Origin of the sequence: uncultured Parasphingorhabdus sp. (assembly GCF_963677535.2) — a bacterium.
Classification (GTDB): Bacteria; Pseudomonadota; Alphaproteobacteria; order Sphingomonadales; family Sphingomonadaceae; genus Parasphingorhabdus.
In genome coordinates this window covers 1,910,996-1,923,715 of sequence record NZ_CAXXUT010000003.1, presented here as the reverse complement: position 1 = coordinate 1,923,715, position 12,720 = coordinate 1,910,996, and the positions used below count along the sequence as shown (strand labels likewise).

The window sequence follows — 12,720 nt, the reverse complement described above, 5'->3', positions numbered from 1 at the left end:
ATGTTCACAAGCGTCAGGCTCCAAACAGGCTGAGCTGTTCGGGTGGCGGTTTCAACCGGTCGTAGAGGTTCAGGGAATCCAGTTGCTTGCCCGGATGCCAGTCGACCGTGGTGATGAACGGCAATATCTTCTTCACCGACTGGCAGATGCGTTCGAGATCGGCGAGACGCAAGGCGGTGAACCGCCGGGCCTGCAAAATCTGGCCGACGCCCTTGCCGCCGAGGCCTGGGATGCGCAGCAGAACTTCCTTGTCGGCCAGATTGATATTGACCGGAAAGCGGGCGCGGTTCTGCAGCGCCCAGGCGAGCTTCGGATCGATGCTCAGGTCGAGCTGCCCTGCTCTGCCGCCCTGCATGATTTCCGGTACCGAGAAGCCATAGAAGCGCAACAGCCAGTCTGCCTGATACAGGCGGTGCTCGCGGAGCAAGGGCGGCGCCTGAGCCGGCAGATTGCTGCTGGCGTCGGGGATCGGGCTGAAGGCGGAATAATAGACCCGCTTCAGACCGTATTCGCCGTAAAGCCCATTGCTGGTCGTCAGAATCTTGGCATCGTCGGACGCATCGGCACCGATAATCATCTGGGTACTATGCCCGCCGGGTGCGAATAGCGGCGCCTTGCGGGAAGTCTTTCGCTCAGCTTTCGCCTCGCGCACCTTTTTGCCGAGATTGTCCATCGACCGGCGGATCAGCTTGCCGTCCTTTTCCGGCGCCAGCCGGGCGATCGATTCATCGTCGGGCAGTTCGATATTGATCGAAAGCCGGTCGGCATATTGCCCCGCCTGTTTCAGAAGTTCGGGATCAGCCTCCGGAATGGTTTTCAAATGGATATAGCCGCCGAATTTATGCACGATCCGCAGACGCCGCGCGACTTCAACCAGTTGCTCCATCGTATAGTCCGGACTGCGGATGATCCCGGAAGAGAGGAACAGGCCCTCGATATAATTGCGCTTGTAGAAATCCAGCGTCAGGTCGACGATTTCCTGCACCGTGAAGGCCGCGCGGCGCACGTTGCTCGACGAGCGGTTGATGCAATAGAGGCAGTCGAACATGCAATAGTTGGTCATCAGGATTTTCAGCAGCGAGATACAGCGCCCGTCCGGCGCATAGCTGTGGCAAATGCCCATGCCGCCGGTCGAGCCGATGCCGCCAGATTTCGCCGAATTGCGCTTGACCGAGCCGCTCGAGGCGCAGGATGCATCATATTTTGCAGCATCCGCAAGAATCGCCAGTTTATCGGATCGGGAAATTTTTGACATGGCCCGCCCTAATCCATGTTCCTGTTTTGTTCAATAACATGGATTAGTATTTCCACCGAAAGTTGGGCGTCACCACATCCCCTCCGCCGTCGCAAACCTGTCACATGCCGGTCACGCCCGCGTCACCCCGCCAGCCTAATTCTCACCCATGATACAGACCATCGGAGAAGCGCCATGAGCGTACAAGCGGGTTCCGTCAAACAGTCGACCATATTGAACGATGCGATATTGCAGAACCGGGCGAGCAAGGCGGGGCTGCTCGAACGCGCCTTTTCGCTCGCCTTTCGCGGGCTGGTCTATCCGCAGATCTGGGAAGATCCGGTTGCCGACATGGAGGCGCTGGACATCCGGCCGGATCACCATATCGTCACCATTGCCAGCGGCGGCTGCAACGCCTTGTCCTATCTGCGCGCCAATCCCGCGAAGATCACCGCCGTCGATCTCAACGCCGCCCATATTGCGCTCAACCGGCTGAAATCGGTGGCGGCGCAGCGGCTGGACAGCCACGAGGATTTCTTCCGCTTTTTCGGTCAGGCCGATAACAAGCAGAATCTTGCTGTCTATCGCGACCGGCTGCGCCCCCATCTCGACGAAGCCAGCCGCAAATATTGGGAGGGCCGCGACCATTTCGGGCGGCGGCGGATCAACGGCTTTGCCAAAGGCTTCTATCGGAAGGGCCTGCTCGGCAATTTTATCGGGCTGGTGCATATACTGGGCCGGATTGGCGGTGCGAAACCGTCGCTGATGATGGCGGCACGGACGCGCGAGGAGCAGATCGAATTGTTCGAACAGCACATCGGCCCCTTGTTTCACAAGAAGCTGATGCGCTTCCTTTGCTCCAACCCGATGGCGCTGTTCGGGCTCGGCATTCCACCTGCGCAATACCGGGCGCTGGCCGGTGACCGGCACATGGCCGATGTGCTGTGCGAGCGGACCCGCAAACTGGCCTGCGATTTTGCGCTGGCCGACAATTATTTCGCGCAGCAGGCCTTTGGCCGTGCCTATCAGAGCGCCGCTCCCGGATCGGTACCGCCCTATCTGGAAGAAGCGAGTTTTGACTGGCTTGGCGAACGCAGCCGGCAGCTGGAGATCAGGCATCAAAATTTTATCGAATTTCTGGCCAGCCAGGACGCCGGTTCGCTGGATCGCTATATATTGCTCGATGCGCAGGACTGGATGACCGACCAGCAGCTCAACCGGCTGTGGAGCGAAATCGACCGAACCGCAAAGCCCGGCGCCCGGGTGCTGTTCCGCACCGCGGCGGAAGAGACGTTGCTGCCCGGTCGGGTTGCCGACGAACTGCTTTCCGGCTGGTATTATGACGCACAGCTGTCGCAGGCGCTGACCCGCAAGGACCGCTCGGCCATTTATGGTGCGATGCATCTGTACCGGCTGAAATGAGCCTGATGGACGATATTTTGCGCAAGCGGGCCAGCGATCGCCACGCGAAGCTGATGGATCGCGTCTATCGCAGCCAAAGCGGTATCTACGATCTGACCCGCAAATATTATCTGCTCGGCCGGGACCAGTTAATCGAGGAGCTTGATCCGCCCCCCGGGGGCCGGGTGCTGGAGGTCGGCTGCGGCACCGCGCGCAATCTGGTTCGGGCGGCGAAAGTCTGGCCGGACGCGCAGTTTTTCGGCTTTGATATCAGTTCGGAAATGCTGAAGGTGGCGCGCAGGAATCTGAGGCAGAGCGGAATGGCCGGGCGGATAATCCTGTTTCAGGGAGACGCCGAAAATCCGGCGCTGGCTATGCCGTCCGATGTGCGCAGCTTTGACCGGATATTCCTGTCCTTCTGCCTGTCGATGATCCCCGACTGGCAGGGCGCGATCCGGCAAGCGCTGACCTTGCTCGAACCCAATGGCGAACTGCACATTGTCGATTTCGGTCAGAGCGAGGGCTTGCCGCCGCCTTTTCGCGCGCTCCTGCAGCAATGGCTGGCGCTGTTTCACGTCGATCCCCGGCGCCATCTGCGCCGTTTTCTCGACGAAATCGATCACGAACACGGCACGAAAAGCGAATTCATCCCGCAATATCGCGGCTATAGCTGGCGGTTCGTGATCCGGCGCGGGGCTTGAAAATGATCTGCCCGGACAAGGCCTGACGCGCCTATTCGGCCAGCTTTTTCAATATCCAGTACCAGTGATCGAGACCGTCGTAGAAAGACGCGACCGGCAGCCGCTCGTTCAGACCATGGGCATATATGTCGGATGCCTTCATGGCGGCACCCGAAACCGCCACCGTGTCATAACCAAGATTGCGGTAATGCATGCCATCGGTCCCACCCGATTCCATATAGGGCAATATGGTCAGTCCCGGATATCGCTTGTCGACACTGTAGCGAAGGGCTGCCTTCACCTCATCACGCAGCTTTGATTCCGGGCTTTCGGTGACATCGGTCATCAGCGTGAACATAATATTGTCATTGCCGATGATCTTTTTCAGCCTGGCCTCGGTTGCTGCAGCGCTGACACCTGGGAATATCCGGCAATTCACCGTGGCCGTAGCCGACTGTGGCAGGGCATTTTCGGCATGGCCCGCTTCCAACATGGTGGCGACGCAGGTTGTTCCCAGCGTACCGACCGTCTCCGGATTGGCTTGCAAGGTCGCGATCGCCGCAGCATCCGTCGGGTCCGCCGCGAAACGCAGCATCGCCCGCCCGGTCTCGCCGGGCGTGAGTTTGCCGGCAGTGGCGAAATATTGCCTGGTCAAATCGGTTGCCCGCACCGGAAATTTATAGGCTGCAATCTTCGTCAGGGCTTCTGCCAGTTCATATATCGCATTGTCCGCACGGGGACGGGACGAATGCCCCCCCGGATTGGTCGCAGTCAGATGAAAGGTAGCGAAGGTCTTTTCTGCCGACTGGACGCGAAAGGCGACCGGTGTGCCGTTCTCGGCCAGCGCGATCCCCCCGGCATCGCTGTTCAGGATGAAGGCCGGATCGATATTCTTGGCGACATATTCCGCCTGGTCCTCGGTCGAGACCATGCCCGATTCCTCGTCCCCCGAAAAAACCAGCACCAGATCGCGCGACGGCTGCCAACCCTCTGCCTTGAGCCGCAGGAAAGTCGATGTCAGATTGGTGATGCCATATTTATTGTCCATCGTGGCACGACCGAAAAAATAGCCCTTCTCTTCGGTCAGCGTGAACGGCGGACGCACCCAATCCTTGGCGAGTGCATCGACAACATCCATGTGCCCGAGCAGGACAATCGGCTTGGCGGTGCTACCCGGCCTTGCGCGATAGGTAACCATCAGCCCCTGGGTCTTTTCGCCGTCACTGTCATAATCGGTGACGCGTATATCGCCGTCGTCGAAACCGGCCTTTTTGAAGCGGTCGACGAGATAGGACACCATCGCCGGCACCTGTTGCTGACCACGCGCCGTGCGAAAAGCGATAATATCGCGATAAATGTCGCGCGCCATCTGCTCGTGCGCCGTCAGCATCACATCGTCCTGCGCCAGCGCCGGTGGGACAGACAAAGCCCCCGCTACCAGTGCAAGCGCCATCCGGCCCGTCCATTTTCGCGCCAATCTCGCAAATCCATTTGCAGTCACAATCAGTCCCCCGCAGAAAATCACAACTTATCTGCTGACCCGAAAATGTAAACTATTCCGATAATTTCCAGCCGCACATATTGTTTTCCCAACATCATGATCGCTGTGACAGTATATCAAATGTTCATTTTCCAGTCAGACGCGGTGTGCCAGCTTTGCGAACGGGTCGGAGCGATGGAGGGAAGCTATGCGCCATTTCAATATACCAGCAAAAACCATGTCGATGCTCGCGGTTACCGGCCTTGCGCTGACGTCCGCCGCGCCATCGCTCGACGCGCGATCGATTGCGCGACCGGCCGCGCCCGATCCGGTAAACTGTTCGATTTTCTCGCGCCCCCGCGCTGATCATATTACCGGCCGCCGCTCCGGTGTTGCGCTTGCCTCGCCATCGATGGTGCCAGCACCGCCGCCGCCTCCCCCGTCGCAAGTGGTCGTGACGGCCAGCAAATCCGCAGCCAGCGGCATGGCGGCGGCCGAACGGAGCATCGCACCCCACCCGCTCCCGCGCCCCTATCAGCAACCGCAGGATCGGGAACGCTATGACGGCAAGGATGTTGCCAGCATCAAGCGGGTCGCCGATGCACCGGTGTCGACCTTTGCCGTCGACGTCGATACCGGCAGCTATTCCAATGTCCGGCGCTTTCTCAACGACGGACAGATGCCGCCCGAAGCAGCGGTGCGGACCGAGGAAATGATCAACTATTTCCGCTATGATTATCCCAGACCGCAAAACCGGGATACACCGTTCAGCGTGTCGACCGATATCTCGACTACTCCCTGGAACGATGCCAGCCGCTTGCTGAGAATTGGCCTGCGCGGCTATGATGTTGCCAGCGATGAACGGCCGCGCGCCAATCTGGTCTTTCTGGTCGATGTATCCGGTTCGATGAACAGCCGCGACAAGCTGCCGCTGGTCAAGTCGACGCTGACGGCGCTGGCCGGAGAATTGCGCAGCGATGACCGGGTTTCGATCGTGGTCTATTCCGGCACGGTCGGTCTGCTGCTCGCCCCCACTTCGAACAAGGACCATGTCAAGGAAGCGGTCGATTGCCTTTCGGCTCGCGGATCGACCGCGGGCGGCGATGCGCTCAAACTGGCTTATTCGACAGCGCGGGACAATTTCATCGATAGTGGCATCAACCGGATCATCATGGCCACCGACGGCGATTTCAACGTCGGCACGTCGGATACGGACGAGCTGAAAAAATATGTCGCCAAACAGCGCGAAAGCGGTGTGACTTTGACGATGCTAGGCTACGGTAGCGGCAATATCCGCGACGAGCTGATGGAGGGCATAGCCAATGTCGGCAATGGCAATTATGCCTATATCGACAGCGCGATGGAGGCCCGCAAGGTGCTGGGCTCCGAACTCAGCTCAACCCTCTTCACCATCGCCAAGGATGTGAAAATCCAGATTGAGTTCAATCCGGCCCATGTGAAAGAATATCGCCTGATCGGCTATGAAAACCGGCTGCTCGCGGAAGAGGATTTTGCCAATGACAAGATTGATGCTGGTGATATCGGCGCCGGTCATCAGGTCACGGCACTTTATGAAATAATGCCGGCCGACGCATCCGGATGGCTTCCTGAACGGCGTTATCCTGCCAACCGCGTGACCGACGGCCGGTCCGACCTTGGCGGCGAAATGGCGCACGTAAAACTCCGCTATAAATTGCCCGACGAGGACAGGTCCCGGCTGATCTCGCGGCCGATCGCGGCGGGAGATATGCGGTCTGCTAGCGAGCCCCGTGGTGATATGGCCTTCGCGGTCGCTGTCGCCGCCTTCGGCCAGAAGCTGCGCGGTGACAAATATCTCGGAAGCTATGATTTCCGGAATATCGGATTGCTCAGCGGCAAGGGTGGAGATTACTGGCGTCAGGAATTCCGCAAGCTCAACGATCTGGCGGATAGCAATAGCAGCAGTTGAAGGCGGCGCACACCGGCAGACGGACAAATATATTTAAGGAAATTAACCCTATTTGATAAGCTTTTGTCTCAAATGGGCACAGTTTCACTGGAATGCCCGCCGGTTGGCGGGGCAAGCCAACTGGACTCACGCTACAATATCCGCCATTTTGTCCAATGATTTTAGGAAAGTGACACTTGGGGCGGAAAAGGGACTGAGATTATCTATGGAAATCCGGGGCAAGATATTGACAGGTGCAGCGGCGACCGTGGTTTTGGGTCTGGTCGGTCATGCAATAGCGGGTGAGAATTTCATCAACGGTCTGGAACAGCAGGCGCAAACAGAACTCGCGGCGCGCGGACTGGATGGCGCGCATGTCAGCCTCGGCCACGACCCCTTGTCCCGCGCGGCTGTACTGGATGGCGAAGTGGGGGACGAGGCGAAACAGGAAGCTATGGGTGTGGTCATGACAATCCCCGGCATCTCCAGTGCCAGCTGGAAAGACCAGCATGTGATTGTCGCTGCCGAGGGTGAAGCCACTGAAAAAGCCGCCCCCACCGCTGCCGTGCAGACCCAGGCTGCCAATTGCCAAAGCAGGGTCGACAAGATTATCGCCGCCAACAATATCAGCTTCCGTTCCGGCAGCGCCTATGTGTCGCTGGAGACGCAGAAAATCCTCGACCAGATCGCAACGGCCCTGCAGGAATGCGACGGACTGGCGATTGCGGTCGAAGGCCATACCGACGACAATGGCAATAGCGCCGTCAATCGCAACATGTCGCAGGAGCGGGCCGACCGCATAAAGGCCGGACTGATCGAGCGCGGCGTGAAGGCAAGTCTGATCAGCGCGAAAGGCTACGGTTCTACCCGGCCTCGCGCGACGGGTTCGGACGCGGCCGCCGACGCACAGAACCGCCGGATCGAGTTCCGGATCAGCGCCGCCAACGGCCCGCAAAAAGATGATGCCAAATCGCAACAGGAGAGCTGAACGATGCCACTTTTACTTGAAAATCTGTTGCTCCTGCTGATTACTTTTGCAATTGGCCTCGCCATCGGCTGGTTTGTCTGGGGCCGGAGCACAGAAGAATATTAGCCAAAACCGGCTAGAGTTAATGTTCAAAACGGGGTTTTGAGAAATGATTACGCTGATCACCGCCAATTGGCTGTTATATCTGATCGCACTGCTAATCGGTGTGGTCACCGCATTCTGGATCTGGGCTGCGACCGGTCGCGAGGCATCCGCCCTCGACAGCTTCAACGCCGATGACGGGCTGCTGGAGAAAGCCGGCGAACCGGTGCCGCCGACCGACCCCAAACCGGTCACCGCTCCCGCCACGGCACCGAAAGCGGTTGCGCCGCCACCGCCGCCACCAACACCCAAGCCGGTCGTCGCCCCCGCGGCCCCTGCCGCCAAACCCAAGGCCGAGGCCAAAGCCGCGCCCGTGGCCGCAGAACCGGTGGAAGGTACACCGAAAATTCCGGCAGCGGTCGGAGAACCCGACAATCTGCGTCTGATCAAGGGCGTTGGGCCCAAGCTGAACAGCTTGCTGATCAGCCTCGGCGTGACCCGTTTTGACCAGATTGCCGCCTGGAAAGAAGCTGAAATCAGCGAAGTGGATCAATATCTCGGTGCATTCAGCGGACGGATAACCCGGGACGCCTGGATCGACCAGGCGAAATTCCTCGCCAAGGATGACATTGCCGGGTTCGAGAAAAAATACGGCAAGCTCTGAACAACAGCGGCTTCCCGTCAGTCGACCTCGGGATTGCTCGGCCGGACGATCAGCTTGTCGATTTTCCGGCCGTCCATGTCGACAATCTCGAACACCCAGTCCTGGTCTTCAAAACTTTCGCCCTCTTCGGGAAGATGGCGCAATTGCGCCAGCGCGTGGCCGGCCACCGTGGCATAGTCGCGGTCTTCTGAGAGCCGGATTCCCAGCCGTTCGGCCAGCGCGTCAATCGCCATCGCGCCGGAGACAAGATAGCTGCCGTCGGCCCGCTCGATCAGGCTGCGCTGGGTCTTCTCGTCCTGGTCGGAGACAAATTCGCCGGCGATCGAGCTGAGCAGGTCATTGGGCGTGACGATCCCTTCGAAATGGCCATATTCGTCGTGCACCAAGATCATCGGAACTTCCGTCTCACGCAATATTTCCAGCACATCAAGCGCGTCGAGCTGGTCCGGCACCTTTTCCAGTGGGCGCATCAGCTTGCGCAAATCCAGCTTCTCGCCACCGAGTTGCGCGGCAACGATATCGCGGGCCTGGACCACCCCGCGGATTTCATCGACCGAATGTTCGGCGACGGGGAAACGGCTGTGCTGGGATTCCATCAGCAGCTTGTGAATATCCCCGCGCTTCGCATCGATGTCGAGCCAGTCAATCTCGGTACGGGGGGTCATTACCTCGCGAATGGGGCGGTCGGCGAGACGCACGACCCCGGCCATCACGGCGCGTTCATGCTCCTCGATAACGCCGGACCGCGTCGCATCGGCAAAGACCATCTGCAATTCTTCCGCAGTGACATGATTGACCTGCTCGCGCTTGATCCGCATCAGGCGGAAAATCATGGCGCTGCTGTTATCGAGCAGCCAGACCAGCGGCGCGGAAATGCGGGCCAGCAACTCCATCGGCTGGGCCATGATCAGGGCGATACGTTCTGCGGATCGCAAAGCAATCTGCTTCGGTACCAGCTCCCCGATCACCAGCGAGGCGTAGGTGGTCAGGCCGATCACCAGAACAAAGCCGACGGTGCCCGCCAGCTCCTGCCCCATGCCCAGCAGCTGCAGCCGCTCCGCTACCGGGCCACCAAGGCTGGCTCCGGAATAGGCGCCGGCAATAATGCCGATCAGCGTGATCCCAATTTGCACGGTGGAGAGAAACTTCCCCGGATCGCTGGCAAGACGCAGAGCCGCCTTGGCTCGCTTGCTGCCGCGGTCCGCAAGACCATGCAATTGCGCCTTGCGGGCAGAGACAATCGCCAGTTCCGACATGGCAAATATGCCATTGATCAGTACCAGCAATATTATGATCGTTACATCAAACCAGGGAAAGGGTGTCATATTGTCCATTGATAGGGCGAAATGCCATAAGCCCTTTAGCAGCAAGTTTTACACAATCTCAAGTTTGCTGTCAGTCACCGTTCATTTATCGCGCGCTAAACGGAACCATCTCTTCGGCGGGGCGTTATGCCGGAGAGACAAGAGGAGCCACAAGGGAAGATAATATGCGGATGCACAAATCAATAATTTCAGCAGTTTCACTCGGTGCTCTGGCATTGACCAGCGGCTGCGTGACCAATCCGGAAACCGGAAACCGGACGATTTCCAAAACAGCTATCGGTGGTATCGGCGGCGTCGTCGGCGGCTATCTGCTCGGCGATATATTGGGCGGCAGAAACGACCGCACGGCCAAGATCGTCGGCGCCGGCCTTGGCGGTCTCGCCGGCGCAGGCATCGGCTATTATATGGACGAGCAGGAAAAGAAGCTGCGCCAGCAGACCGCGGGAACCGGCGTGGATGTTACCCGCGAGGGCGACAATCTGATCCTCAACATGCCGTCCAGCGTTACCTTCCCCGTAGACAGCAGCGCCATCAGCCCGGCATTCCAGACAACGCTGGGCAATGTGGCCAACACGCTGGCGCAATATGAAAAAAGCTATGTCGACGTGCTTGGTCACACCGACAGCACCGGCAGCGACGCCTATAACCAGGCCTTGTCCGAGCGGCGTGCCGATGCGGTTGCAAATTTCCTTGCCAACAGCGGCGTCCAGCGCGCACGGCTCGCAACCCGAGGCTATGGCGAAAGCCAGCCGGTTGCCAGCAACAGCACCGAAGAGGGCCGCGCGGCCAACCGCCGGGTCGAAATAAAGATCGTGCCGATCGAGCAGGACGACCTGAACAACTAAATTAGCGCTTGCGCCAACCCCATGATCACGGGCATCCCCTGCAAAAATTTGCAGAGGATGCCTTTTTCATGACCACACCCAATTTTTCCATTGACCTGAGCGGACGAACCGCACTCGTGACCGGCGCATCGGCCGGTCTGGGCCGCCGCTTTGCCAAGGTGCTGGCCGCTTGCGGCGCGAAAGTTGCCTGCACCGCCCGGCGCAAGGACAAGCTGGACGATCTCGTCGCAGAAATTACGGCCGATGGCGGCACCGCCAAGGCCTTCGCCCTTGACGTGCGCGATGCGGCGCAGCTTCAGGCGATCATTCCCGCCGTGACGGAATCTCTGGGTCAGCCCGATATACTCGTCAACAATGCCGGAATCGTCGACGCGGAACATGCCACGCGGATGTCCACCGATCTGATCGACGATGTTCTGGACACGAATTTGCGCAGCGTCTTCATCCTGTCGAACGAATTCGCTCGCCCGTTAATCGCCCGGAAAGCGCCCGGGCGGATCGTCAATATCGCATCCATTGCCGCGACCAGCTATAGCGGCGGCGGAGCTGCTCTCTATTCCACAACCAAGGCGGGAGTTGTTCGCATCACCGAGACGCTGGCGGTGGAATGGTCAAAATTCCACATCAATGTGAACGGCATCGCGCCGGGTCTGTTCGCCACCGATATGGCCGACGGCATGATTGAGCGCGCTGGCGATTTTTCGGTTCACTTCCCGCGCAAGCGCGTAGCGCAGCCGGAGCAGATGGATAGCACATTGCTCTATCTGGTATCACCCTCTTCCGACGCGGTGACCGGCACCGTGATCAAGATCGACGACGGCCAGGGCGGACGCTAGGACCCGAAGCTAGACCAGCTCGCCTGTGAGCAGCTTGGGCAAATCGCCGGTTTCGCCTTTGGCTTCGGCCATGAATTGTGCCTTGAGCGGCGGGATGCGCTGAACCAGCCCGATGCCCATCCGGCGGATCCTGGAAGAGGTTTCTCCCGGCAGGCCGAACAGGCGGGTGAGCAGATCGGTGGCCGCCGAGACCATCATATTGTCGAGGCTGCGCCAGCGGTCGTAGCGCGCGAGAATCTGGGCATCACCCAGATCAAGACCGGTGCGCGCACCCTCGACCAGACATTCGGTCAGCGCCGCCACGTCGCGCAGGCCCAGGTTGAGCCCCTGCCCCGCAATCGGATGGATGCCGTGACCGGCATCGCCGATCAGCACCAGACGGTCAGCGGTCAGATGGGAACTGTGGTGGAAGCCCAGCGGATAGGTCGGCCGATCGGTGAGCAGCTCGATCTCGCCAAGAAATCCGCCGGTCTTCTTCATCATCTCCGCGACGAAGGCACGCTTGTTGATGTTCGCATAGGCCGGACCGTCCTTTCGCGAAACCGTCCATACCACCGCCGAACGGTGCCGTCCGTCCGCATCGTCGAGCATTGGCAGGATGGCGAACGGACCGGAAGGGAAGAACAGTTCATAGGCGGTGTTTCCATGCGGCTTCTCGTGCGCGATTTTGCAGACAATGGCATTATGGTCATATTGCCAGTGCGCCATGATGATGCCGGCTTCCTCGCGCATCCGGCTGCCGCGCCCGTCGGCGGCGATCAGCAACGGGGCAGAGAGCTGCTTGCCGTTTTCCAGCGCGATATCGACCCTGTGGCCGCCACGTTCGCAGGATGCAACCTGGGTCGAGAGATGCAGCGTGATATTGTCACTGGCCTGAATCGCCTCGAACAGGAGTCGCCGGAGCACGGCATTTTCGACCATGATGCCCATCGGGCCTTCGCCTTCGCCCGGAACAAAGTCCAGCGTGCCGGGCTTCAGCCCGTCGTTGACCAGAATCTTCTCGATATCGCAGCCATGCGGTCGCAGCTTGTCGGCCAGGCCGATGGCGTCGAACATGTTCCAGCTGGCGCTGTTGATCGCCGAAACCCGCGCATCGGCCTGCGGATTGAGCAGTTCGGCCGGATCGGCGCGGTCGATGATCGCGATGCGCAAGCCGTGGGCTGCCAGCGTCAGCGCCTGGGTCAGACCGATCATGCCCGCACCCAATATGATGATATCGCTTTGCCGAGAGTCAATTCCCATAGAGACGCCTTTCCGAG

General features: G+C 59.5%; 11 protein-coding genes. 7 read left to right on the top strand and 4 right to left on the bottom strand.

Features of this window, described 5'->3' with window-relative positions; translation table 11 throughout:
• Positions 1-13: 13 nt before the first annotated feature.
• Entirely contained in the window at positions 14-1,255 is a 1,242-nt protein-coding gene (locus tag ACHZCJ_RS16360; RefSeq protein ID WP_321327632.1) for a putative DNA modification/repair radical SAM protein, read from the bottom strand.
• Positions 1,256-1,429: 174 nt separating this feature from the next.
• Between ACHZCJ_RS16360 and ACHZCJ_RS16355 the strand changes: the two genes are divergently transcribed.
• Complete coding sequence (locus ACHZCJ_RS16355; RefSeq protein WP_321327630.1) at positions 1,430-2,656, top strand: DUF3419 family protein; 1,227 nt, start codon at positions 1,430-1,432, stop codon at positions 2,654-2,656.
• Positions 2,657-2,661: 5 nt separating this feature from the next.
• The gene (locus ACHZCJ_RS16350; RefSeq protein WP_321327629.1) at positions 2,662-3,336 is read left to right on the top strand and encodes a class I SAM-dependent methyltransferase; all 675 of its coding nucleotides are present in this window, start codon (positions 2,662-2,664) and stop codon (positions 3,334-3,336) included.
• A gap of 31 nt (positions 3,337-3,367) precedes the next feature.
• Here ACHZCJ_RS16350 and ACHZCJ_RS16345 read toward each other — a convergent pair whose 3' ends face one another.
• A complete protein-coding gene (locus ACHZCJ_RS16345; RefSeq protein WP_321327628.1) occupies positions 3,368-4,768 on the bottom strand; it encodes a M20/M25/M40 family metallo-hydrolase in 1,401 nt (466 codons plus the stop codon).
• A 235-nt stretch (positions 4,769-5,003) separates the two neighbouring features.
• Here ACHZCJ_RS16345 and ACHZCJ_RS16340 point away from each other — a divergent pair, with 235 nt between their 5' ends.
• The 3 genes from ACHZCJ_RS16340 to ACHZCJ_RS16330 all read left to right on the top strand — a co-directional run bounded on the left by ACHZCJ_RS16340 (position 5,004) and on the right by ACHZCJ_RS16330 (position 8,455).
• Positions 5,004-6,743: a VWA domain-containing protein gene (locus ACHZCJ_RS16340; protein ID WP_321327626.1), complete on the top strand. Its 1,740-nt coding sequence runs from the start codon at positions 5,004-5,006 to the stop codon at positions 6,741-6,743.
• A 205-nt stretch (positions 6,744-6,948) separates the two neighbouring features.
• Positions 6,949-7,710, top strand: a complete 762-nt coding sequence (locus tag ACHZCJ_RS16335; protein ID WP_321327625.1) for an OmpA family protein — start codon at positions 6,949-6,951, stop codon at positions 7,708-7,710.
• Positions 7,711-7,858: 148 nt separating this feature from the next.
• Entirely contained in the window at positions 7,859-8,455 is a 597-nt protein-coding gene (locus ACHZCJ_RS16330) for a hypothetical protein (protein WP_159644117.1), read from the top strand.
• A gap of 17 nt (positions 8,456-8,472) precedes the next feature.
• Here the strand turns inward: ACHZCJ_RS16330 and ACHZCJ_RS16325 are convergent, their stop codons facing one another.
• Positions 8,473-9,789, bottom strand: a complete 1,317-nt coding sequence (locus ACHZCJ_RS16325) for a hemolysin family protein (RefSeq protein WP_159644119.1) — start codon at positions 9,787-9,789, stop codon at positions 8,473-8,475.
• Positions 9,790-9,944: 155 nt separating this feature from the next.
• Between ACHZCJ_RS16325 and ACHZCJ_RS16320 the strand changes: the two genes are divergently transcribed.
• Complete coding sequence (locus ACHZCJ_RS16320; protein WP_159644122.1) at positions 9,945-10,625, top strand: OmpA family protein; 681 nt, start codon at positions 9,945-9,947, stop codon at positions 10,623-10,625.
• A 68-nt stretch (positions 10,626-10,693) separates the two neighbouring features.
• The gene (locus ACHZCJ_RS16315) at positions 10,694-11,461 is read left to right on the top strand and encodes an SDR family NAD(P)-dependent oxidoreductase (RefSeq protein WP_159644124.1); all 768 of its coding nucleotides are present in this window, start codon (positions 10,694-10,696) and stop codon (positions 11,459-11,461) included.
• A gap of 9 nt (positions 11,462-11,470) precedes the next feature.
• Here ACHZCJ_RS16315 and ACHZCJ_RS16310 read toward each other — a convergent pair whose 3' ends face one another.
• A complete protein-coding gene (locus ACHZCJ_RS16310) occupies positions 11,471-12,703 on the bottom strand; it encodes a UbiH/UbiF/VisC/COQ6 family ubiquinone biosynthesis hydroxylase (RefSeq protein WP_321327622.1) in 1,233 nt (410 codons plus the stop codon).
• Positions 12,704-12,720: the final 17 nt, after the last annotated feature.

What these genes read in the sequence shown, in the direction of transcription:
- ACHZCJ_RS16330 (WP_159644117.1), top strand. Translation starts at nt 7,859, where the DNA reads ATGATTACGCTGATCACCGCCAATTGGCTGTTATATCTGATCGCACTG.
- ACHZCJ_RS16350 (WP_321327629.1), top strand. Translation starts at nt 2,662, where the DNA reads ATGGACGATATTTTGCGCAAGCGGGCCAGCGATCGCCACGCGAAGCTG.
- ACHZCJ_RS16320 (WP_159644122.1), top strand. Translation starts at nt 9,945, where the DNA reads ATGCGGATGCACAAATCAATAATTTCAGCAGTTTCACTCGGTGCTCTG.
- ACHZCJ_RS16310 (WP_321327622.1), bottom strand. Translation starts at nt 12,703, where the DNA reads ATGGGAATTGACTCTCGGCAAAGCGATATCATCATATTGGGTGCGGGC.
- ACHZCJ_RS16355 (WP_321327630.1), top strand. Translation starts at nt 1,430, where the DNA reads ATGAGCGTACAAGCGGGTTCCGTCAAACAGTCGACCATATTGAACGAT.
- ACHZCJ_RS16345 (WP_321327628.1), bottom strand. Translation starts at nt 4,768, where the DNA reads ATGGCGCTTGCACTGGTAGCGGGGGCTTTGTCTGTCCCACCGGCGCTG.
- ACHZCJ_RS16360 (WP_321327632.1), bottom strand. Translation starts at nt 1,255, where the DNA reads ATGTCAAAAATTTCCCGATCCGATAAACTGGCGATTCTTGCGGATGCT.
- ACHZCJ_RS16325 (WP_159644119.1), bottom strand. Translation starts at nt 9,789, where the DNA reads ATGGACAATATGACACCCTTTCCCTGGTTTGATGTAACGATCATAATA.
- ACHZCJ_RS16315 (WP_159644124.1), top strand. Translation starts at nt 10,694, where the DNA reads ATGACCACACCCAATTTTTCCATTGACCTGAGCGGACGAACCGCACTC.
- ACHZCJ_RS16335 (WP_321327625.1), top strand. Translation starts at nt 6,949, where the DNA reads ATGGAAATCCGGGGCAAGATATTGACAGGTGCAGCGGCGACCGTGGTT.
- ACHZCJ_RS16340 (WP_321327626.1), top strand. Translation starts at nt 5,004, where the DNA reads ATGCGCCATTTCAATATACCAGCAAAAACCATGTCGATGCTCGCGGTT.